Here is a 23,411-nt window from a genome sequence, read left to right on the forward strand (position 1 = left end):
ACCAACCGGCCGGTTGTCGATTTACTGGGTGGCAAAATGCGGGACCGTGTACCATTTGCTGCCTATCTTTTTTATAAATATGAGGGCGCGGGTGGTAAATTGGAGTTTGGTACTGATCCCCATGCAACCGGCTGGGCGGCGGCGCGTCAGGCCGCTGCGCTAGACCCGGCGGGCATTGTGGCGCAGGCGCATGCTATGTGTAAAGAGTTTGGTTTTCAATCCATTAAACTAAAAGGTGGGGTTTTTGAGCCGCGTGTCGAGGTGGATTCCATGTTTGCTTTGCATGAAGCTTTTGGTTCCAATGTGCCACTGCGTGTGGATCCCAATGCAATATGGGAAGTGGAAACTGCCATTAAATACGGCAAGGAAATGCAGCATATCCTTGAATATCTGGAAGATCCCGTGCGCGGACAGGAGAATATGGCGAAGGTGCGCAAGGAGTTGGACATTCCTTTTGCCACCAATATGTGTACCACTTCATTTGAGGATATTCCAAGAAGCATTCAGCTGGGTTCCGAGGATATTATCCTGAGCGATCACCATTTTTGGGGTGGACTGCGGTCTTCGATGACATTGTCGGGTATCTGCGATACGTTTGGAAGAGGCCTTTCTATGCATTCAAATAGTCATTTAGGCATTTCGCTAGCTGCTATGGTGCATTTAGGAGCAGCATTGCCGGCAGTTCCTTATGCGCTGGATACCCATTATCCTTGGCAGTCGGACGAGATCATTGTCGGTGGCCGCATGAAATTTGAGGAAGGATCGGTGGCGGTGCCTGAGGGGCCGGGGCTTGGTGTAGAGCTGGACCGGGAAGCACTGAAAGCTTTGCATCAGAATTACCTTGACTGTGGTTTGAAAAAACGGGACGATGAAATTGAAATGCAGAAAAAGGTGCCCGGCTGGAAATTCAAGGCGGTACGTTGGTAATGTTGATACAAAAAATCCGATTAGGGATGAAATCTGGGTAAGAGCTTCACGGTGTGGCGGTAATTTTTGCCCACCGGAAGCTCTTTTCCATTTTTCAGACGGACCACATTGCTTCTATATAATGTACAAATCGCTTGGTAAGCATGTATGATTTGTGAATCCGGATGAATGAATCCACTGGCAACTGTTCTTCAAAACTGCTCAATGTCCTCGGCGTCAGCCAGAATTTCTGCTCGCTCCATACTTTTACATAATTCCCCATGCAATAGTGGCGAAAACAGTAATTTGGGTTGTGCAACCGCTTTGGGTTACTGTAAAAACGACATTGAATAATTAGGATACTGCCGATGAATATTAAATTTTATGCGCCTGAATGGGGTAATGTACTTCCTTTTGACACTTTTTGCCGGAATGTAAAAGAGGCGGGATACCATGGCGTGGAAATGGCTTTGCCTTTTGAACAAAAAGAAAAAGACCAGATCCTCGAAGCATTGGCCAAGCGCGGGCTGGAATTGATCGGTCAGTACTGGCAGTCATTTGAGAAAGATATTGACGAACATGCCGCCAATTATGAAAAATACCTTCGAAACTTGATCGCCGCTAAACCCGTATTTGTCAATTGCCAGACTGGTAAGGATTATTTTAGTTTTGAGAAAAATAAACGGCTTTTTGACCTTGCGGCGGCACTTTCCATGGAGTCCGGCATCAGGATTATTCATGAAACGCATCGGGGAAAGAGCCTTTACGCAGCCAATGTTACCTACGACTACCTCACGCGCATGCCCAACCTGCGCATTACGCTCGACATTTCGCATTGGTGCAATGTCCACGAATCTCTGCTGGCGGACCTGCCGGAGGAAGTCGCACTGGCGGTTGCCCATGCCGATCATGTGCACAGCAGAGTAGGGCACCCGGAGGGCCCGCAGGTGAATGATCCCCGCGCGCCGGAGTGGGACGAGACGCTGGAAACGCATTTGAAATGGTGGGACGCGGTGGTCGCTCAGCATCAGAAAAAGGGCACTGAACTAACCGTCACGACGGAATTTGGCCCGGCCACTTATATGCCGGTGATGCCCTACACGAGGATGCCGCTGGCTGATCAATGGGAGATTAATGTGCATATAATGAATTTGCTCAAAAAGCGGTACGCTACTGCCTGATCGTCATGGGGCTGTTTCTTGAAAACTGCTTCCTAATGTTCTGGTGGCATGTTTTAGACGATATACATACCAGTATCTCGCAATTTTGCCTGTTCGTTTCTGAGTAATGGTCGCGGTTTTTTCGTAAGATTCAAATGCATTGCCGTACTCCACGGCCGGATCGGTGAAGTTGTTGGATGGGGAAATATAGTAGGCATCCATACCCGGCGAAACCGGGGCAGAAAGCGAGTTCAGCCATATAAATTTATGCAAATTCAGCAGTGAACCTACCCCTATCACATGCATGTGTAACGGGTACGCGACGTAATAGTACATGTGTGAGCCAGGGAACCAGTGATGTACGAGCATAGGGGAACTGGCCAACATACGGTGCTGCAAAATATCGTCTTCCCTGATCTTTTGGAATGCGGGCAGCAGGGCATCCCAGCCATAAATGTCGAGTGTAGCATCGCCTTTCCCAGTTTCCGGAAAGGTTTTTTTGCCTAATGTACCCGGATAGAAATTTACGATTGACAGACCGGCGACGAATATAAAAAGCATGATTCCAATGGCTGAATTCAATGCTGTTTTGTAAAACCGCGAAACACCCTGACTCATTCGCTCGTCCATACACGCGGCTGAAATGAGCATCATTCCCAAAAAACCGGGTCCGCTCCAATGCGGTAATGTGTCGCGAAAAAGGGATATGGCCGTGGTACACAGGATAATCGGGAAACTGCACCAAAGCAGCAGCAACAGGAATGGTTTACTGACAAACCGGTAACCTTTAAAAATCGCACCGAGCACCGGAATGTAAATAGCTACCTGCACAGGGTTGCAATAGAGGATCTGGCCGATGGTGGTGGTTAAAAACGACTTGAAATTAATGCCCTGCTTACTCACCGTGACCCTCTCGCTGTGGAACTGCCAGGTAATGAAGTTGTTATCAACGTTCCAGAAAAGGATCGGCGAAATGATGAGGGCGGTCAAAAGCATGGAGAGGTACAAAAACGGATTCTTGAACCAGCCGGGACGGTGAAAAAACAGAAACCCCAGCAGGCCAAACCAAAGGAAAACACCGTGAACCTTACTCATAACTGCCAGGCCGATCCAGAGCCCGGTGAGTAACAGCAACTGATTTCGTTGGCGAGGCAATTGCGTGTCAATGCTTTTCAGCATGGTGTACACCGCGGCAAGCCAGAACACCAGCTGTACCGAGTCGGGCAGGATAAAAACGCCGGAAATAATGCTTGCGTAAACCGATGTATTATAGAGTGTTACAGCAATGATGCCCGTTCTCCGGTTTCGGATCAGCTGGCCGCATTGCGCAATGAGCCAGGTATTGATCGCCGCGCCGACAATGCCGGGGAGCCGCATGGCCAATTCGTTCACCCAATGTAAGTTGAATGTAAACAGGCGGATAAACAACCCGACGAGTGGCGGATGGTCGAAATGATTGAGATCGGGCTGGACGGCGTAGGTGAAATAGTACACCTCGTCATTGCCAAGATCAATGTAGCATGCTATGATACAACGGATTACCGTTGCGATGATGATCAATCTGGTTATCTCCATGAAAGCCTTCTTCTGCCCAATCGCTGACGTTTGTTACCGGGTAGCAATCGCCAGGCGATCAAAACCCATAAAAATAGAATGACTATACCCAATGAACGATAAAAGGTAGTTTCATTGACATTCTCATAAATCCTAGGCGCTTGATAACCTGATTTTGGAGTGAAAAATACGGGGTTCAGGTAAATGGCAGTGCCGTTTTGGTATTTGAAGGTCGCGCGCGCATAGTGATCGTCGGGCTGTAATTTGTATTGAACTCCGGATGTGTTTTCAAATGATGCCAGTACCTTTCCATTTTGTCCCGTAACAGTCACTTCGGTAGCGGGTTGGGTCATTTGGATCAGAATGGAATCGTCCTTTACTGCTAGCTTGCTAAGTTTGGGAATGGAATCGGCTGTCTGATCTTTACCGATGACTACGCCATAACTTCTCCCGGCTTTTAATGCTTCCAACACCTCAGAACCCGAATTTTTGGCCACATTCACGAAGGTACACATCTCACCAAGCCGCTTTTTGGCGATCACGTCGTGAATGTCGTCGTCACCCACAATGAACACTTTTTTACCCGCAGAAAGGGCCGCGTCCCAATGCGGTGTGGAAATCACCGACGGGTTTAAAACTTCCATGCAATCATAACCGCCGAGTAGCGAAAGATCCTGTGCGGTGTAGCCATTTTTCAATCCGGGATGGTTGAGAATGATCACTGAATTTTCGTCTGCCAGGTTTTCCAGAACATGTTGCTTGTTGTGGACGTTTTGGAAAAACAGGTAGTCGAGCCACTGCACGTTTTGGCTCCCCAGTACCAGCTGGTGTGTTTTTAGAATGTTGTAGCCGTGCTCATAGGCCGGAATGTAACCGGGTTCGGAGGCGTGTGTGGTGTCAATGTGATGGTAATTGGAAACGCAGTGAAAATCGTAGTTCAGAGATTTATATGCGTTGTGGACATCATTGGCCGTGCCATGTCCGTTGGTAACACCCTCCCACGCTCGTGAATGCGCGTGAAAATTACATTTGACCCAGCTGCCTGCATTTGCAGAATCATAAGGGTTGTAAATGACCGGGCCTTCAAAAGGGATCGAATCATTAAACTGAAAACGGGCACAGAGCATAAATTGGGATACTATTAGCCAGAGTAGCCAGGTGGACAGTGCGAGCAGGATGATGCCGGATGTTTTGATCATGCTGCAAAGATGTGATTCTCATGTTACCAGATTGTTAGCTTAATAAAAAATCAAAAGCCGGTTTTGATAATACCTGAAACGCATTCGCTTGTAGCCCAATGGTATGCCCGGAAGCGGCCTGATTTCCCAATTTTTGATTAAATACAAAATAGGTATGGTAACGATATGTTGATAATTTCTAAACGCAACTTGTTTATTTTTGTAGAAATGCGGCAAAACGTGCCAAATGTGACCAAAGTCAATTACCAAAAGTGCCCATAATGTTCCGTTACGAAACTGCTCCAAAATTCAAAAAACCGGTATTCAAGAAACACCAGCCCGACGATTCCAACAAATTTCAGCCATTGCCCAAGCCCGCAGGACAATACCCTTACCACTTAAATCTGGAAAGCATCCGACCGCTGCCTGATCAGAACAGGATGGCTTTTCACATGATGGGCGATACGGGTAGTATCAGGCACGTGGATTTTCTGAAATTGGTTGTCACAGAGCTTGTTGAGCAGTTTACAGATCAGGACGAATTGCAGTTTCTGTACCATTTGGGCGACATTGTTTACAACCACGGAGAAGCCCACGAGTACGAGCGGCAGTTTTTCAAGCCTTTTGAGAAATATCCCGCACCGATTTTCGCCATTCCCGGCAACCACGACAGCGATGTAAATCCCGACAGTCGTACGCCTTACAAGAGTCTGGATGCATTCACACAGGTTTTTTGCGATACGGAACGCAGGACGGTATCGTTCAGCGGAGGTGCGGAGCGCAAAAGTATGGTGCAGCCGAATGTCTTCTGGACATTGGTCACGCCGCTTGCGAACATCATTGGCTTGTACAGTAATGTTACCAAGTTCGGGGTAGTGACGGATGAAGAACGTAACTGGCTGATCGAAGAATTACGCAGGGCGCAGCTGGAAAAGCCGGACAAGGCGATCATCGTTTGCCAACACCACGCACCTTATTCGGCGGATATTAATCACGGTGCGAGCATACCGATGATCACGTTTTTAGAAGGCGTTTTTGCAGAAACAGGTATTCGTCCCGATGCCGTATTTAGCGGTCATGTTCATAATTATCAGCGTTTTACCAAACATTATGAAGATGGAAAAACGCTGTCATACGTCGTAGCAGGAGGCGGGGGCTACGATGAGCTTCACCCCGTAGCGACCACGGACGACAGACGTTTTGATCCTAATCATGCGCTATTTGACCATGTTGACCTGGAATACTACTGCGACAATAAGCACGGTTTTTTAAAGATCATTCTCGAAAAAAAGGATGGTAAACTAACCTTGACCGGCGAGTTCTACACCATTCCTCACGAAAAGAAACCGGATCCAGGTATGACGGCAATTTTGGCTGACCGGTTTGTCATTGCAATTTAAGGTAGTTTCTGTTCCGCAATAATATCTTCCCAGCGGTACAAATGGAAGGTTTTGTTATCACTCATGACCACAAACAGGCCATTTTTGAAGTCATCATTGAGCGGTACCGACACCATATCGGACCCGTCGCTGTGGCTGGCCGATACTTTTACTTTTTTGACCAATGCATGTTCATGCGGCTTGCCAGCGCCGCCCTCGCGTGAGAAAAGCTGAAAACTGTTAGCACCCTGATCCGAAACCAGAATGTAGCCCGTTGAATCAGAGCTCTGATAAATCGATATGCCTTCATGGTCTTCGGTAAAACCGGTGGTGGCGAAGAGTGCGAGTTCTTTGCTGCCTTTTTCAGGATCAGCGTAATATTTTCGTACGCCTTTCCCTTCATCGGAGTAATAAACATAACCTAGCTGATCGTCCACCGCAATCGCTTCGATTTCTTTCAGGCCGCTGTAAGCACCAAATTTTCGTACCAGATCAGCCTTGATTTGTCCTTTTCCATTGTCGGAAAGCAGGTACTGCCATAAGTAAGTGCCATCAGTAGGCCCCGATTTACGTCCCACGATTGCATAGATCTTGCCAGCTGGATTTTTGTAAAGCGCAATACCCATCAGATCACGTTCACTGTTACCCGTTTGTCCTGCGAAAACTTCAATTCCGCCGCCATCGACCGGTTTCATATCAGGCAGTGAGTAAATGCGCAGCTTGTGGGTAAAGCGTTCCGTGGTTACCGCAATGTCGGTCGGCTTGCCATTCAGCGACAGACCGTATTCAATGTCCACATTGTCGGGGCGTTGCAGACCTCGTATCGTCTTGTCTTGGAGTATTTTACCTTTTAAGTCAAATACATACAGTCCACCATCCTGATCCTTATCGGTGCCAATGATGAGACTTGCTGCGGGGTCAAATGGATTGATCCATATCGCAGGATCGTCCGTGTCATGCGCGACGGTGTCGGTGACGTAAAGTGGTTTAACCACCGATGCTGTCGTGTCAGCATCGGTTTGGTTAGCATTGAGCTGCTTTTTGTCATGGCATGAAAGTATGGCAATGGCAAGCAGTACTATTGGAATGGTTTGTTTCACGTCGAAAATATAAGCTTTATTAATTCATTAGTCATCAGGAACTTAGCTTGTGATCCTGAGCGGACCGGGCCGCCCGGCGGTCGAAGGAATTTTGCAGAGTGCGTGTTCACTTCGACTCCGCTCAGTGTGACAAAAAAGGACCTTACTTTGCCCCCAAAGCACCGGCAAAGGTCTGCGGCGCAGGGGAGGTATAGGTAACGCCATTGATCACGAGACCATTAGCATACAGACGAGTAAAGTCGGTTTTGCCTTTGCCGAGCGCCGGCGAACCTGCCTGCAAGTGGAAGTCCCATTTGGTATCGAAAGCAGCATTGGTAGTCGCGGTCGATAGGGGATAGTTGACGAATTTGGGATCGTTATCGCCAGCTTTGGCAGACAGCAGGTCATTAGCTCCTTTGATGATCTCCGTATTAGGCTGAAACTGATCGGTAGTAACCTGGTCGTGACCGTAATAAACCGTGTTACTGATCACCGAGCGGCTATCTTCGGCAGCTCCTTTGTCTCTTTTAATTCCAAAACGGTCGTTGGCTAACAGGTTGTTATACAGATCGGCACGCACTGTTTTTTCCAGCCATATCGAGCCGCCTTTGGTCGTGGGCCTTCTCCATCCGGCGTTGATAATGGTGTTGTTATAACCCACCACGTAAGCCTGCGGTGTGCGGTCTCCCGAGTTTGAAAGCTTCAAAGCATTGGTATTAGGGCTGTAAATGACATTGAAAGCCACATCAGCCTGCACACCGGATTTAATGTTGATCGCATCACCTCCTGATACACCCGTTGTGTAAAAATAATTGTTTGCGATAATGACCTTTCCGCCTTCAATGTAGAAGCCATCCTCATTGAAGTTGCGGATCGTGCTGTTGATCACCACCAGCTTTCCATCCACATTCGGGAAGTAAATCACCGGAACATGCTCACCTGCCAACTGTTTGTAAAGTCCTGCTTTTACGGAAGGTGATTCTTCGGTCGTTACCGCGCCGCCATATTCCAAAACTGTATATTTTAGAACAAATTCAGCAGATTTTGGTCCCGCGATCAATCCTCCCCAAAGGTTACCAAACTGATTTTCAGATGTTTTCCACGCATCGGGCACAGTAAATTTTACGGGGGCTTCGGCGGTACCCAGGCTGTACAGGTTTCCTTGCACTACCACTTCCGGTTTCACTACCGAATCACTGAAAAGCACCGTAACACCTTCTTCAATGGTCAAAGATTTGCCCAACGGGATTTGAATGTGGCCGGTGATCTTGTACGTTCCGCCTTTGGTCCAGGTACCGGATACTTCGCCGGAAACGGCTTCTTCCACGACCGGTTTCACTTCCGGGGTAGGCTCGGTTTTGTCCTCACTGCAGCCAGCCAATGCAAAAAGGGCCAGGGATGCGAATGCTAGTAGATTTTTCATTTTCAGATTGTTCATTTTGTAAATCAATTTTGGTGGATTTGTTTTAAAGTTTGTAACGAACGCCGAGCAGGTACGAACGCTGGTAATAGTCACGCCGCATTAAAGTCCTGTTCTGACGGTTTTGATTGGGGATTCCTTCATTGACCGCACTCGTACCTTTCATGTACACTTCCATAGGCGTATTGAGCAGGTTTGCGGCTTTTAGAAAGATACCCAGACCGTTTTTGAATGTCTTTTCAAGAGAAGCATCGAGCTGGACGAATCCTTTCTGCCATTGATCATTGTTCAGAAACTGGGAAACAGTGTTGATCCGGTCGCCGGTGTAGGATGCAGCTAATTGGCCATCGAGCCCCTGTTTGGCGTTTTTGTATAGAATTGAGAGGTTACCTACGTGTGCGGACTGTCCGTAAAGCGGCCTCGACTGGTTCACGCTAATGGTTTCAAGATCGCCGCTCGCATTGCGGATGCGTTTCGATTTCGGTGTCGTAATGCGGGAATGAGTGTAGGTATAGTTGGCCTTTATACCAATTGTTTTGAAGTATTTGATATAATCAATCTCCAAACCGTAATTGGTAGCATTCCCAAAATTCCCCGGCGAGTAGTAAATGTCCTGACCGCGAATAGCGTCTTTTTGCAACGTGTACTCGATCGGGTTTTTAATGTGTTTGTAAAAAATACCCACCATTAGTTGCTCCGCGGGTTTTGGGAAAAGTTCGTAGCGAAAATCAATGTTATCGGCCAATGCTCTTTTGAGATCAGCATTGCCACGCTCCTGGTATTCTTCCTGTACAATGCGGTAAGGCACTATTTCGAAGAACCCGGGGCGGTTGAGCGACCTGAAATATGATGCCCGGAGATTGGTATTCTCCTGTGTTTTGTATTTAAACTGAATGCTTGGGAGAATGTCGGTATAAGTCTGGTTGCCTACCGGCCTTTCTTCACCAATCGGGAAACGCATCGCATACCCCTGGTCGGTAGCCTCTGCACGAACACCGCCCAAGATTTCCAATGTGGCAGATTCGGCCTTGAACTGAGCATAACCGGAAGTGATCCGCTCGGTAGCACTGTAATTGAGAGCCGATGCCACCGACCCTCTCGGGTTTTGGATTGTCCAGCCGATTTGTGTGTAGTCCGTGAAATCCACACCGTATTCAGCTAGTGGCTTGGAAGGCCTCAACTGGTAATTATTGTAAAAATTCGTCCGTGATTTGTCCCTGTAAAGTCCGCCCGCGCTCCATTCCACCTGCATTTTACCGATCGGCATGAGGTAGGAAACGTTCAAGTAACCCGACAGGTCACGATCCGAGTTGTGTTCCCAACGGCGAGATGCATCGCCCACTGTTGTACGCTTCTCCACAAAATTCTTGCGAATCCCGAGTAGCGGAACTGTCACATTATCAGGGACATCATTGGTCGCTTTGGAATAAACAGCCGACCATTGTACAGCCAGTTTTCCGGTGAGCTGGTGCTTACCTTGTAACGTACTATTGTAGATCTGCTGCTTCGTCAACCTCGATCGGGTAGAATAGCCGAGTGTTGCATTGCCCAATACCGGATCGTAGCCACCAATGGTCAGCTGTGTAGATTTGACATCCCGTACCTGCGCATTGGTGAGGCTCATGAATGCATTGTAAAACTGGATTTTGTGTCTGTCATTGATACGGTAATCCAGCTTGGAATGTAGCCCAAAACGCGTTTGCTGTTCAGAATACTGCCTTTCGCTCATCTTCGTAAGCGTTTCGTCGCTTAGGGTATCCACAGTTTCGGAATCAAAAAACAGGCTATTGCTGCCGCGGTAGGTATTCTGGTAGCTACCGGCCAATAGTATGCCCAGTTTTTGGTTGAAAAACCGGTTTCCTACTGCGAGGCTACCCAGCAGATTAGGTGAGGGCGATTTGGATTTGTAATCAATGGCTGCCTTGGAAAAATCGGCTGGTACTGCGCTGTATTGGTTGCCTTTTTGTTCGTAAGGCGATTTGAACTGAATGTTCTTCCGATCAAAAGACATAAAATCTCTTTGCAGAAACAGCTCATTATATCCCGAAGAGATATTGGCCGACCATGTAAAACGGTCCGGCGCATCTTTCATCACCATGTTCACCGCGCCACCGATCGCGTCACCTTCCATGGCAGGAGTGAGGGTTTTGTAGACTTCCAGCCGGTCGAGCAAATCGGAAGGAAATATGTCCAGGGGCACGTAGCGGTATTTATTATCAGGACTTGGAATTTTAACACCGTTAACCAATGTATAATTGTACCGTTTGTCCATCCCTCTCAAAATCGCGTGCTGTCCGTCCCCATTGCTATTTCTTTCAATGGTAACCCCCGAAATCCTTTGGATCACATTGGCAACTGTGAGGTCTGGAGAGATCTGGATGGTTTTGCCGGAAACGATATTCATGACTTGGCTCGCATTCCGTTCCAGCGACCTCGCTGTTTGCTCGGATGATGCATCTTTTTTGCCTGTTACTGCTATTTCATTCAATTGCAATCCCGCTGCGGCATACAGTTTCAAATCCAGCTCGACGGTTTCGTTGTCGGTAACCGTAATGTCTTTCCGGATGGTCGTGTAGGATATATGACGGATAGTGAGCTGGTAAGTGCCTTTTTGAAGATGATGAATCGCAAATGTCCCGTCCAGCCCGGAGACATCATTGTAACTAGTACCTTCGATCATGATCGCCACGCCCAGCGCAGGCTCGCCACTCGCCGCCTCCAGCAACTTTCCTCTGAGAGTCGCTGCGAAAAGCGGGGTAGCAGCGAGGAGACTAAGAATCAGAAACGAGTAAAATTTGTAAACCTTCATTCCAATGGAAACTGTTAAGTACCGCGTCATTTGCTGGTATTTTTCAAATGACGGAACGAAGGTGAAGAAAGAATGAGGCAGGATGCAAACCGTTGGCGTTACAAAAAGGAAACGTGTCGCGGTGAAGCGTTACATGAAGGCAACAAGTTTAACAAATTGCAGTTAATGGTTTTTAAATCAGTTAGTTATGAGTAGATCAAAAGCCATTAAGTTTGTGTTAACTTAATGTTATGAAAATGTGAAGTGGTTAAATCGCTTGAATGTAGTTCGAAAGATTATCGCCTTGCGGGAGGTTTAGTTTTTTCCTGAGGCGATGGCGCATGACCCGCAAGCTGTCCTGTGACACGCCCAGTAACGTCGCCATATCCGTGGAGGTCAGGTTCATTTTGATCAACGCAACGAGCCGGAGATCGTTGGAGGTGAGGGGTTCGGAAAGAAGTTGCAGACGATCGAAAAAGGACTGGTGTACCTGCTCGAAAATGGTTCGGAACTCTTCCCAATGCAGGTCGTCGCTCAGTCCCTGAGTAATCTGTTCTGAAAGTTGGCGAATCTGCTTCTTCTGGTCTCTTTTATCGTCTTTCACTAACGCGTCCAACGCTGATTGCAGCTCTTCCAGCAACTGGTTTTTGCGGATCACGTGCAGCGTGTAGCTGGTGAGTTCCTTGGTCCTGATTTCAAGCTGCTGTTTCAAATTTTCTTCCAGCAGCCGCTTATTCTCCAAATCAGCCTCCATCAGCTGATTACGCGTTTCGTATACCTGCTTGCTCTGCGCATGCAGCTTTTGCTCGTTTCTGAATTTCAGTTTCTGCCTGCTAATGACCAGCCCGGCGATGAAAATGACCAGTACTACCATCACGCCGATTGAAATAGAAATCAGGAGATCGGTTTTGCGCGCCTGGGTCAGTTTTTCAATCTCATTATCCTTCTTTTCAATGTCGTAAAGAGTTTGTAGCAGCGCCAATTGCTTGTTACTTTCCTGGGAATAGATCTCACTCAGGTACTCGCGGCTCATGGCGAGATAGTAAAATGCGCTGTCGTTGCGGTTCAGGAAGTTATAGCCTTTGGCAACATCATTGTAAGCACCCGAAAGCTGATAAAATTCTCCTTTTTGTCGTGCCAGGTTTAGTGCTTGAAAACTGTAAGCCAGTCCTTCGCGGTATTTGCCTGTTTTGCGCAAAACGTCGCCCAGATTGTTCAATACTTCTATCTGGGCACGTTCGTTATGTTGCGCTTCGTTGAGTAAATAGGCCTTGTTAAAGTTAGAATAGGCAGAATCGTAGCGTTCCTGGTCCTCGTAAATGCTCCCGAGGTTCTCGTAAATCTTGGCCAGTCCAGGTTGGTGATTTTGCTGCCGGTAACCCTCCAATGCTTTGCGCTGAAAATAAAACGCGCTGTCGTAAAGCTGTTTTTTCTCATACAAATGCCCGATCCGCCCGTAAGTATCCGCCTTACCTGCCTCGTTTTTCTGTTTTTGGTAGTAAACCAATGCTTCGTCGTACTGTTTTCGGGCAAGAGCGGTTTGTTTGCTTCTATAATAAAGCTCCCCAAGCACGATCAGGTTTTCGGCCAACAGGTTGGCGGACTGGTGATTGCGATAGATTTTGTCGGCTTTTAAAAGGTATTCGAGCGACTGCGGGTAATGTCCGGAGGCAAACAGTATGCACCCCATTTGTTGCAGGTAACCCGCTGCTTTCAGCTCAGCATTATCTTTGATTGCCTGATTATATTTGTCTTTGGTAACCAGTAAAAGTGAGTCAGGGCTGCGAAAACTGCTTTCGATCCGGTCGCCGGAATCCCTGGAAGCAGAAAAAGTAGGAGCATTTTGCGCCTTGGAATAGCCATGTATGCAAGTCCAAAACAGGAGGAGAATGAAAACTTTTTGCTTCATTTTCGCAAAATTAGTTAAGGTGTTGTTTTGGTAGTTATTGAATGGATTATCATTTTGTTAAGAATTGAAGTGAAAAGCGCCCTAAGTTGGGCGTAGTCTCCGACTACGTCCGAGCGGATGCCGGTCTCTGACCGGCACAAATACAGTGCGAGGAAACCGGCCTGAGACCGGCCAACGCTCGGACGTAGTGAGATACTACGCCCAATTTACACAGTTACGGTATTTAGCCACGCAAACCTGCTTTTGTTTCAGTAATAGCGACATACTACCAATATTCTGACTGCGATATGACTACTCTTTTCCTCAAAAAACTAGCATTAACCTCCTTGCTGCTGGTTTTGTGTTTAAAATACCAGAATACCAACGCTCAAAAAACAATCGGCACGGACAAGATTTACGCAAAGGAAAACCTGATAGCCTGGTGCGTTGTACCATTCGATTCCAAAAACCGTGGGCCGGTGGAAAGGGCGGAAATGCTTAATAAACTTGGTTTTACGATGCTGGCGTATGACTGGCGCGAGAAGCACATTCCCGAATTCGATCAGGAAATGGAAGCATTGAAATCGCACCACATCAAATTACAGGCATTCTGGCTGCATTCCGGCCCTAATCCTGAAAATGACAAAACGCTACCGATCATTCTGGATGTTTTGAAACGCCATGGTATACAAACGCAGATCTGGTGTATGATTGCTGGCATCAAGGATATGGATAAAATGTCGCAGCAGGAAAAGATAGAAGCCGTCGCGAAACCTTTGAGCTACATTGCCGACAAAGCTGCTGAAATCGGTTGTTCGGTAGGAATTTACAACCACGGAGGCTGGTATGGGGTTCCTGAAAACCAGCTGGAACTGATCAAATATCTGAAACGGCCCAATGTCGGCATCGTTTACAACTTTCATCACGCCGAGGAAGATATCGATCGTTTCCCTGAATTTTTCCCGAAGATATTGCCACACCTGATGGCTGTTAACCTGATGGGTTTGAAAAAGGGTAACCCTGTTAAAGTAGTACCCATCGGTGAAGGCGACGCGGAAGCTGAAATGATCCGTATCGTAAGAGAAAGTACCTACCGTGGCCCGATCGGCATTATCAATGAGGACACCGCACCGGATGCGGAGGTAGGACTGACAATGAATGTAGAAGGTCTAAAAAAGATCCTGCAGGTCCAGTCAGACAAAGCGGCCTTGAAGACCTACAGGAAATGATTTTTGTTTCAACACGTTCAACTATGAAGTAGTGAAGTTTTGTCACTACTTCACAGCCGAAGCAAAGTCAAACCCATATTTCTTCTCCGTATCATCCAGGATCAGTACCCAGTCCTTACCATAACCACTCGATGGCGCTTTGAACTGGTGCTTTCCCTGGTTGGGAAAAGTACCGATTTTGGTGACTTCGCCTTTTCGGGGATCGTACCAGTGTGCGACGAATTCCTTTCCCGAAATTTTCCCCGCATGTACCGTCACAGGCTGGCCCGTAGCCGTGTATACGAACGCGTAATCCTTGCCGCGGGTCGCCTGTATGCGTGTGGCTGGACCATTGTTATTTTCTTCTATTAATGACTGGTCGGGAATGCGGTCGAGTAGCGGACGGGACTCCATGAGGCGTCTTACCAGCGTCATTTGTTTGGCGCCAGGCAAGTCTAGTGCCTCATTCCAGGTCATGTGCGGGCCATTTACAGGCTCGCGGCCGCCGCCGTTCATTTGCCATATATCGTGACATCCGTAAGTATGCCCGAATGCTCCCGCAAACAGGTCCAGGTAGGCGTATTTCCTAACGTCGTAAGCATTGGAAGTACCCAGGTCGGTCACATTGAAACACACCGGGTGATCTTCGTAGATAGGCTCTGCATCCAGAACGGGTTTGGCCGGTTTGCGGTCGTATACGAATGCAATCTTGTCATAATTGATCTCGTCGCGGCAATGTCCGTTTTGCAACATGTTGAAATCCAGCCAGGTATCCTGGTGAAACCAGTTCGACGAGCCTCCCATGTTCAGCGCGTTGGGCTGCGGGTGGAAACTGAGCAGAGCCTGATCGTCGCCGCCTGTACCTTTGACAATACCAGCCGCCATGAGCTGCCAAACCTTCACATCGTCCGAATCCGCCCTTGGCGTGCGGTCGCCACCCAGCACCCAGATCACGTTGTCCCGGTTTTTGTACCTCTTGCCGATCCATTCACCGTAAGCAGCCGCATTACCGACATTAAAAATCTCAGGTCCTTTGCCCCAGGTACTTTTAAAAACCTTATCGCCCCAGGTTGGCAGCAGTGCAATGGCGATACCGTTTTCGGCCGCCTTGTCGATCACGTAATCCATGTGTTTGAAATATGCCTCATTGGGCTGTGCAGGATCATTATTGACCAGCGGTTTAGCACCTTCCGCATTGGGCGTATTTAGCCCGTCGAGTTCGGCCAGGGCCACGGCTTGTACCACGGTGAATCCTTGTTTGGCACGGTGCTTCAAATATTGTTCGGCCTCCTGTTTGGTCAATCGGTGAAAAAGCTCCCAGGCAGTGTCGCCCAGCCAGAAAAACGGCGTCCCGTCGCTATGGACGAGGTAGCGATGGTTATCGGAGACTTTCAGACGGCCTTTTGAAAATGGCTGCTGGGCGGAGGCCACGGCGCCAGCCAGCACCAGACCTATTAGTAGTAAGTATCTTTTCATGATTAACTATTTGCTTGTAATGTCCTTAACCTGTTGGCGAATGTCGTCCATTTCAAAAATTTTCTTCCAGTCATCTTTGAATAAAATCGGTTTGGCGCGTTTGCTGATCTTATAAGCCGCATCCGAGAAGGTACCATTTACTTCTTTGAACAAAACCGCGATCTGGATTCGCAGATGTCCCAGAACAAAGTCCCGGGCCGCAGCCTGGGGAACGCCCAGTTCCAGGATCCTGTCGTAGCCTTCCTTCACCACTTCCATGCACGTTTGCGCCAGTGTTTCTACCATCGCAGGTTCCAGGATCGCCATTTGTTCCAATGTGATCCGGTGCGTATCCTTGATCGGCGCATACATATCCTGCGACACTTTTTCTCCGAGCTGATAATGTGCCTCGGTACCATGCATCAATGCGACTACAATCGATTGCCTGGCGGTGATACCTCCATAAAAATCGCGAAAATCGTGCTCCGTGGGCTCCCAGTTGAATATACCGGGGTGACAGGGGTGGGCGATCACGTAGCCGAGTTCGTCGCGATGAGCGATGACGCCGTCGAGCGGGGCGGCGGGATCTAGTGTGAGTACCAGCGCCCCGGGTTTCATGAGCGGAATGATCTCATTGGAAATGGCACCGATCGCAACATCCGGCACTGCCAGGATCACTACATCGGCCTCGGGTACAGCGCTTTCCTGATCGCTCACGGTTACGTTGCGTTGTTGCAAATTAGAAATACCCTGCGGGCTTACTTCCAGGTAATGAAGCAGATAGTCGGTGCATTTGAGGAAGTTGTCCGTCAATCGACAGCCCATTTTTCCTCCCGCACCAATCAATGCGATTTTTGTCATTTGGCGTCTTATTATTTTATGTTTAGAAATAGTTTTTCAAAAAATCCACACTTTCCTGAGCCCAGCGTTCTTCCTTTTCAACCGTCAAATCCAGGTCGGTTTCGGGTACTACCCATTGTTCCAGGATCGCGGTTTTACACCGCCCGTACTGACTGATATTTTCAAGCAGCCATGGGACATTGAGCATTCCCTTTCCAGCCGACCTACCATCGATCTGAAAGCCCATCGCATGCGGAAGTCGTTGAATACCAAAGTCTTTGATGTGCAGGTTAACCGTGTAAGGGGCGAGCGCATTCACAACCTGTTCCAATCCTTCACCAGCGCCCATTGAATTCACCGAGTCCAGACAGATGCCCACATGAGGACTATTGACGGCGTCCATGATTGCTTCGAATTCGCTGGTTTTCAGTCGGTCATGATTTTCTATGCCTAATGTAATGTGGTGTTTTTCCAATTCCGGCAACACATTTTGAATGATCGCGATGATAGCAGGCAATGCGGGTTCATAATTTTTCTGGTCAATTACGAATCGTATCAGGCTGGCATTTAATTGCAATGCAATTTGAATGTACCGATCAAGATGTTCGGCAGTAAGCCCACGCGCGCCTACCTCGATCTGAATGTGGTTGTTTCTCGCAGTATCAGCGAAATCCTTCAACCGGTCAGGGCTGAACTCGTGTAGCGGCAAGTTATCGCCAATCTGTACCAGGCTCATTCCAAAGGTTTTGACCTTTTCCAGGAGGTGATTCTCAGTAAATGGCCGCTCTGAGACTTGGCCGTTTACACCAATTGCCCAGCCGTAAGTATAGGTGCTAATCCCCAGCTGCATAGTCATGAAATAGGGTTGATCTGACCATTTATGAATTTATATCAGTAGAGTACAGTAGAGATGGCGAAGGTAAAGCTTTTTTTAATTATTCAAATGTTAATTTGAAAAGTTTTAAGTTTAAGCTGCTCACTATCAGTTTACCAAATGAAGAAAATATTACAGGACCGTGTCAATTCTCTCGCACTTACCATCGCGCTGATCTGTTTGTTGGCGAGCATCGCGTTTCCGTCCAATTTTCCCACTTTTGAAAACCTGAGCCAGCTTTTGCTCAACCTTTCCATTGATACTATCGTGGCCGTGGGGATGATGTTGCTCCTCATTTCAGGCATGTTTGATCTGTCTGTCGGCTCAATTGTCGCTTTTACAGGAGGTTTGGCGGCGCATCTGATGTTTCATTATAATGTGCCCGTACCCATTGCATTGGTCGCTGGCATAGGCAGTGCGCTCCTGATCGGCTGGGTAAATGGCTATCTCATTGCTTATATGGGCATTAATCCGATGATTCAGACGCTGGCCATGATGGGAATTGTACGGGGCGGAGCGCTGCTGGTAGCAGGTGCGGGTATCCAAAATCTGCCTTACTGGTTCAATGCCATCGGGCAGTCGAAGCTGCTGGGCATTCAAATGCCGGTGTGGTATATGCTGCTTACGGTTGTTGTTTTTACGTTTTTGGTCAATAAAACTGTATTTTTCAGACGGTACTACTACATTGGGGGCAACGAAAAGGCGGCCGACCTTTCGGGAATCAGGGTGAAGCGGATGAAAATGTACGCATTTGTGCTTTCGGCATTGCTGGCGGGTATCGCGGGCATTTTGTTGTCGTCGCGTCTCGGGGCGGCTATGTCCACACTCGGGCGAGGGCTGGAACTGAGGGTGATCACAGCGGTCATTCTAGGCGGGGCGAGCCTTTCCGGCGGGGTAGGGAAAATCCCCGGTGCGCTGCTTGGGGCACTTTTTACAGGGATCATTGCAAATATCATGGTCATAGCCAGAATATCAGGACTATGGCAGGAAATGATCATGGGTGTGATCCTGATCCTGGCCGTTTTGCTGGATTTATATGTACAAAAAAGAAGTCGGGCATGAGAGATTTGATTAAAATTGATGCACAATCGAAGGAGCCGAAGTACCAGCAGATCCTGAACGAAGTCATTTCGTCCATTGAAAAAGGAACGCTGAACCACGGGCAGCAATTGCCGTCGATCAGTGAACTTTCGGGGTGGCAGAACGTGGCAAAAGTGACGGTAGCGAAGGCTTACGAAGATCTGCGCAAACGAGGAGTGATCCAGGCAAAGCATGGGAAGGGCTTTTATGTGGCGAACACGGAAGTTCGCAGCTCACTCAACATTTTCGTGCTTTTTGATACGCTCAATGCTTATAAAGAGACATTGTATTTTGCCTTGAAAGCGGGGCTGCCCGAAGGTGCGCAACTAAGCCTGTTCTTTCATCATTATGATCGCTATTTGTTTGAAAGCCTGATCAGTAACAATCTGAACGACTACAATTATTTTATGATCATGCCGCACTTCAATGAGGATGTGTCGGAGGTCATCAACCGTATTCCCAAAGACAAGCTGGTCATCATTGATAAAGCCGTGGGAAATCTTACCGGCGAGTATGCGGCTGTATATCAGGATTTTGAAAACGATATTCACGCGGCATTGGCGTCGGGTCTTGATCTTTTGAAAAAATACAAAAAACTGACATTGGTACTGTCGAAAGGCCAGTTCCAGTTTGTTCCCGATGGCATTATCAAAGGTTTCAAACGTTTCGGTAAGGATTTTGGCCTTAGCTGTGAGATCACGGACAAACTGACGCCCGACCTGATCCGGAAAGGAGAGGCATACCTGATGTTTTCAGACCGGGATTTGATTGATTTTGTGAAAAATGTGCATCAGGAAAAACTTCAACTGGGCAAAGACATTGGCCTGATATCCTACGACGACACGCCGATGAAGGAGATCCTGGAAGGCGGAATTACGGTTATCTCGACGGACTTTGAAGAAATGGGCAGGACGATCAGCAGGATGGTCAATGAAAAAATATCGGAGCAAGTTGCCAATCCATCGCAGTTGATCAGACGAAAATCGCTTTAAAATGCAGGATATGGAGAATGGGGGCACATTAAAGTTTGCAGTGTTGGGTACCGGCTTTTGGGCGGGGTACCAGCTTGCAGGCTGGCGTGAGCTGGCGGGCGTCAAACCCATTGCTTTTTACAACCGTAGCATTGAAAAGGCCGCTGCGTTGGCGCATCAATTTGGCGTAGAGAATGTATATGGCAACGTAGACGAATTGCTGGACAAGCATGCACATGAACTCGATTTTGTAGATATCATTACAGACGTCAGCACGCACGCGATGTTAACGGAAAAGGCTGCGGAAAGGGGATTGGACGTGATTTGCCAGAAACCGATGGCTCCCACATTGGAAACCGCGGCGGGAATGGTTGATACTTGCCGCGCAGCGAATGTAGCCTTATATATACACGAAAATTTCCGGTTCCAGGCGCCGATCAGGAAGTTGAAGGAGGTATTGCTTTCAGGCGTGATTGGTCAAATTTTCAAGGCTAATGTGGCGTTCTGCTCCGGTTTTCCGGTGTTTGATAACCAGCCATTTTTGAAGGATCTTGATGAATTTATCATTACGGATATCGGGTCGCATGTGCTGGATATTGCACGGTTTTTGTTTGGAGAAGTCGCGTCGCTGTACTGCCATACCGCCCGCATTAATGCTGAAATAAAAGGTGAAGACGTGGCGAATGTGCTGCTGCGGATGCGCAACGGGGTTTCGTGTTACGTGGAAATGTCTTATGCTACTATCAAAGAACGCGAGTCATTTCCGCAGACGCTGGTGACGGTGGAAGGTGAAAAAGGAACGGTGGCGCTTTTGAACGATTACGAGATCCGGGTGACGACGATAGCAGGGACGACCATCTTGAAGGCGGAACCAAAACTGTACCCATGGATCGACCCGGCCTATGCGGTTGTACATGCATCGATTGTGGATTGTAACCGGGACATTCTGGAAAGTTTGCAGGGGAAAAAGAATGCTGAAACGACGGGTACCGACAATTTTGAAACGATCAGGCTGGTGCACGCGGCTTATCGGTCGGCGCGGGAGAATATGGTGATTTATATTTGAAACAGACTTATTATGAGCCATTTGCAGCTTGTGGGTATCAGTAAATTTTTTCCGGGCGTGAAGGCGCTGGACGGGATTAGTTTCGAACTCTTGCCCGGCGAGGTGCATGCATTGTGTGGCGAAAACGGCGCGGGCAAATCAACATTGATGAACATTCTGGCGGGCAATCTGAAACCCGACGCAGGTGACCTGATCCTGAACGGGAATGTGATCTCGATCAACGGGCCGGCGGAGGCGTCGGAAAAAGGCATCGCGATCGTGTACCAGCAGCTCAGCCTGATCGATACGCTGTCGGTGGCTGAGAATATTTTTGCTAATACACAGCCGGTTAATTCCTGGGGTTTTATTCAATATGGAAAACTGTTTGAGAAAACCCGGATTTTACTCGAAAGCCTGCAGATCAGTTATATCGCACCTGAAACGCTGGTAGGCGAGCTGTCGCCAGCGGAAAAGCAAATGGTTGAAATCGCGAAAGCATTGTCAAAGGATCCTGAAATATTGATGCTGGACGAACCTACTGCTTCCATTACCGACCGGGAAACCAAGACGCTTTTTGGCATTATCAGGCAATTAAAATCGGCAGGTAAATCGGTTATCTATATTTCGCATCGAATGGAAGAGATTTTCGCTATTTCCGACCGGGTGAGTGTCCTGAAAGACGGGCGTTACCAGGGTACCGGTGAGACGAGCGAAACGACACCGGCCGCGCTGATCCGGCTCATGGTAGGCAGGGATATTCTGAACCAGAGATGGAAGTCGGTGGCGACAAAAAAGGTGTTGTTGGAAGTGAAAAACCTCTTCGGGCATGGATTTTCAGACATTAGCCTGCATGTTCACGCGGGAGAAATCGTCGGATTGGCGGGATTAGTAGGCGCAGGCAGGACTGAAATCGCACAAACGATCTTTGGTTACCGACCTCGAATTTCAGGGGCGATTTTAATTGAAGACCAGAGCATTAACTCAGCACATCCTGCCGATGCCATTAGCGCAGGACTAGGCTATGTGCCAGAAGATCGCAAGTCACAGGGTGTATTTTTGAACAAAACTTTAACAGACAATATCCTGGCCGCTAACCTGCAAGCAGCGTCGGACCCAACGTGGTATAATGCAGGAAAAGCGCGATGGATCGCTACGGAATACATTGACAAACTGCACATTGCGTCGCCGGATGCCGGTCAGCTGGTGATGAACCTGAGTGGAGGAAATCAGCAAAAAGTAGTGCTGGCCAAATGGCTTTTGAACAATCCCAAAGTGTTGCTCATCGACGAGCCTACGCACGGAATTGACGTAGGTGCGAAAGCTGAAATTTACCAGCTGCTGCGCCAGCTTACGAGGGAGGGTAAGGGTATTTTGTTGATATCAAGTGAGTTGCCGGAAATGTTGACACTGGCCGACCGCATTCTGGTGATCAGGGCGGGTAGGGTGGTGGGTGAGGTTGCGGCGGAAGAAACCACAGAAGAAGAGATTTTATCGCTGGCCACGGGGTGATCTGTCATTGATTTCCTGGCCTTTATTCCTAAATCCTTACATTATGCATACACGATCGCTTTCATTTTTAGCCTGTCTCACGCTTGCAGCGCTCCTGTGTGCGTGCGAGTTGCCGCCCAGGCAAGGTTCCGGTGAGCAGGTTTCCAAAGGTTTCAAAGTGGTGGATCAGGATGTGGTGAGCCCGGACGAGGAGTATGTGATGGTGACTACGGCCGTGAACATGCCTATGTATGTGAACCACGACCAGGCCGCATTCAAGCGCTGGGGCAAGAAAATGGGCGTGAAAGTGTCCATACTTGGCCCGCCGGAATGGGACGTTCCGGCACAGATTGAAACCATCGAACAAGTGATCGCTTCCCGGCCCACCGGACTGCTCATTAACGGTACCGATCCGGGTATTGCACAGGTGATCAACAAAGCCGTCGACGCGGGCATTCCAACGGTCATTTACGATTCGGACATTCCGGAATCGCGCCGACATGGGTTTCTGGGGACCGATTGGTACGAGATAGGGCGGATGCAGGGAAATGAAATGGCCAAGCTAATCGGCGGAAAAGGCAAGGTCGCGTACATGGGGATATTGGGTTTGAATAGTATGGAGGCTGGTTTTCGCGGTTTATTGGATGTTTTGAAAAAATACCCCAACATTCAGGTCGTCGGTAAATTTGAAGACAAATCGAGCGTCGAAATCGCTTCGAAAGTCACTTCTGACATTATCGCGGCGCACCCTGATATTGCCGGAATTTGCGGCTTCGATTCTAACTCAGGCCCGGGAATTGGGTTGGCCGTAAAGGAAGCGGGGAAGGCTGGAAAGATAAAAATAACGACCGTCGATTGGGAACTACAACATTTGAAATTGGTGCGGGACGGCGTGATCCAGATGCTGGCAGGCCAGAAAAGGGAGCTGTTTACCTGGTATGGCGGGCAACTTTTGTTTGATATGGTGCACAGTACCAATCGGTTATCATCCAATGATTCCGAAGCAGGCATAACTAATATTCCACAAACGATCAACACCGGATTACTGCGCATTACCAAGGAGAATGTGGCGCAATTCTTACCATAGTTATTCCTAAA

The 23,411-nt window shown here is 48.3% G+C and carries 19 protein-coding genes; 9 read left to right on the forward strand and 10 right to left on the reverse strand.

The window, feature by feature from the left end; genetic code table 11:
- Positions 1–927, forward strand: a 927-nt coding sequence (locus tag ABIO93_RS03010; protein ID WP_348064286.1) for an enolase C-terminal domain-like protein, incomplete at its 5' end; no start/stop codon positions are given.
- 94 nt (positions 928–1,021) lie between these two features.
- On the opposite strand, the gene ABIO93_RS03015 is transcribed toward ABIO93_RS03010, so the two are convergent.
- Entirely contained in the window at positions 1,022–1,189 is a 168-nt protein-coding gene (locus ABIO93_RS03015) for a LytTR family DNA-binding domain-containing protein (RefSeq protein WP_348064289.1), read from the reverse strand.
- Between the two features lie 85 nt (positions 1,190–1,274).
- Between ABIO93_RS03015 and ABIO93_RS03020 the strand changes: the two genes are divergently transcribed.
- Entirely contained in the window at positions 1,275–2,087 is an 813-nt protein-coding gene (locus ABIO93_RS03020; protein WP_348064296.1) for a sugar phosphate isomerase/epimerase, read from the forward strand.
- 3 nt (positions 2,088–2,090) lie between these two features.
- Here the strand turns inward: ABIO93_RS03020 and ABIO93_RS03025 are convergent, their stop codons facing one another.
- Together ABIO93_RS03025 and ABIO93_RS03030 are read right to left on the reverse strand one after the other, a co-directional pair.
- Complete coding sequence (locus ABIO93_RS03025; RefSeq protein WP_348064298.1) at positions 2,091–3,641, reverse strand: glycosyltransferase family 39 protein; 1,551 nt, start codon at positions 3,639–3,641, stop codon at positions 2,091–2,093.
- Positions 3,632–4,819 carry a hypothetical protein gene (locus tag ABIO93_RS03030; RefSeq protein ID WP_348064300.1) on the reverse strand — a complete coding sequence of 396 codons (1,188 nt, stop codon included), beginning with the start codon at positions 4,817–4,819 and terminating at the stop codon, positions 3,632–3,634. The genes ABIO93_RS03025 and ABIO93_RS03030 overlap by 10 nt, the downstream gene beginning before the upstream one ends.
- Positions 4,820–5,079: 260 nt before the next feature.
- On the opposite strand from ABIO93_RS03030, the gene ABIO93_RS03035 reads away from it, so the two are divergent.
- Positions 5,080–6,198, forward strand: a complete 1,119-nt coding sequence (locus ABIO93_RS03035; RefSeq protein ID WP_348064302.1) for a metallophosphoesterase — start codon at positions 5,080–5,082, stop codon at positions 6,196–6,198.
- Here the strand turns inward: ABIO93_RS03035 and ABIO93_RS03040 are convergent.
- The 4 genes from ABIO93_RS03040 to ABIO93_RS03055 all read right to left on the reverse strand — a co-directional run bounded on the left by ABIO93_RS03040 (position 6,195) and on the right by ABIO93_RS03055 (position 13,373).
- A complete protein-coding gene (locus tag ABIO93_RS03040) occupies positions 6,195–7,277 on the reverse strand; it encodes a phytase (protein WP_348064304.1) in 1,083 nt (360 codons plus the stop codon). The two genes, ABIO93_RS03035 and ABIO93_RS03040, sit on opposite strands and share 4 nt — an antisense overlap.
- 142 nt (positions 7,278–7,419) lie before the next feature.
- Positions 7,420–8,679, reverse strand: coding sequence for a right-handed parallel beta-helix repeat-containing protein (locus ABIO93_RS03045; RefSeq protein WP_348064306.1), 1,260 nt, complete (start codon positions 8,677–8,679; stop codon positions 7,420–7,422).
- A 43-nt stretch (positions 8,680–8,722) separates the two neighbouring features.
- Positions 8,723–11,515 (reverse strand): TonB-dependent receptor, encoded by a 2,793-nt coding sequence (locus ABIO93_RS03050; protein WP_348064308.1) that lies wholly within the window; start codon positions 11,513–11,515, stop codon positions 8,723–8,725.
- A gap of 217 nt (positions 11,516–11,732) precedes the next feature.
- Complete coding sequence (locus tag ABIO93_RS03055) at positions 11,733–13,373, reverse strand: tetratricopeptide repeat protein (protein WP_348064310.1); 1,641 nt, start codon at positions 13,371–13,373, stop codon at positions 11,733–11,735.
- 287 nt (positions 13,374–13,660) lie between these two features.
- Here ABIO93_RS03055 and ABIO93_RS03060 point away from each other — a divergent pair, with 287 nt between their 5' ends.
- A complete protein-coding gene (locus tag ABIO93_RS03060) occupies positions 13,661–14,581 on the forward strand; it encodes a TIM barrel protein (RefSeq protein ID WP_348064312.1) in 921 nt (306 codons plus the stop codon).
- Between the two features lie 45 nt (positions 14,582–14,626).
- Here the strand turns inward: ABIO93_RS03060 and ABIO93_RS03065 are convergent, their stop codons facing one another.
- The 3 genes from ABIO93_RS03065 to ABIO93_RS03075 are packed head-to-tail and all read right to left on the reverse strand — an operon-like array spanning position 14,627 to position 17,711.
- A complete protein-coding gene (locus tag ABIO93_RS03065; protein WP_348064314.1) occupies positions 14,627–16,036 on the reverse strand; it encodes a glycoside hydrolase family 140 protein in 1,410 nt (469 codons plus the stop codon).
- 6 nt (positions 16,037–16,042) lie between these two features.
- A complete protein-coding gene (locus tag ABIO93_RS03070; protein WP_348064316.1) occupies positions 16,043–16,876 on the reverse strand; it encodes a phosphogluconate dehydrogenase C-terminal domain-containing protein in 834 nt (277 codons plus the stop codon).
- Between the two features lie 22 nt (positions 16,877–16,898).
- Positions 16,899–17,711, reverse strand: coding sequence for a TIM barrel protein (locus tag ABIO93_RS03075; protein ID WP_348064318.1), 813 nt, complete (start codon positions 17,709–17,711; stop codon positions 16,899–16,901).
- 138 nt (positions 17,712–17,849) lie between these two features.
- Here ABIO93_RS03075 and ABIO93_RS03080 point away from each other — a divergent pair, with 138 nt between their 5' ends.
- From ABIO93_RS03080 to ABIO93_RS03100, 5 genes are read left to right on the forward strand one after another with little or no spacing between them, the layout of a single operon-like run.
- Positions 17,850–18,791 carry an ABC transporter permease gene (locus tag ABIO93_RS03080; protein WP_348064320.1) on the forward strand — a complete coding sequence of 314 codons (942 nt, stop codon included), beginning with the start codon at positions 17,850–17,852 and terminating at the stop codon, positions 18,789–18,791.
- Entirely contained in the window at positions 18,788–19,801 is a 1,014-nt protein-coding gene (locus ABIO93_RS03085; protein ID WP_348064322.1) for a GntR family transcriptional regulator, read from the forward strand. The genes ABIO93_RS03080 and ABIO93_RS03085 overlap by 4 nt, the downstream gene beginning before the upstream one ends.
- Before the next feature lies 1 nt (position 19,802).
- On the forward strand, positions 19,803–20,846 hold the full coding sequence (locus ABIO93_RS03090; RefSeq protein ID WP_348064324.1) for a Gfo/Idh/MocA family oxidoreductase: 1,044 nt from the start codon (positions 19,803–19,805) through the stop codon (positions 20,844–20,846).
- 12 nt (positions 20,847–20,858) lie between these two features.
- Positions 20,859–22,334, forward strand: a complete 1,476-nt coding sequence (locus ABIO93_RS03095) for a sugar ABC transporter ATP-binding protein (RefSeq protein ID WP_348064326.1) — start codon at positions 20,859–20,861, stop codon at positions 22,332–22,334.
- Between the two features lie 43 nt (positions 22,335–22,377).
- Entirely contained in the window at positions 22,378–23,400 is a 1,023-nt protein-coding gene (locus ABIO93_RS03100) for a substrate-binding domain-containing protein (RefSeq protein ID WP_348064328.1), read from the forward strand.
- Positions 23,401–23,411 lie beyond the last annotated feature (11 nt).

Source organism: Dyadobacter sp., assembly GCF_039919315.1.
In the GTDB taxonomy this organism is placed as follows: Bacteria; Bacteroidota; Bacteroidia; order Cytophagales; family Spirosomataceae; genus Dyadobacter.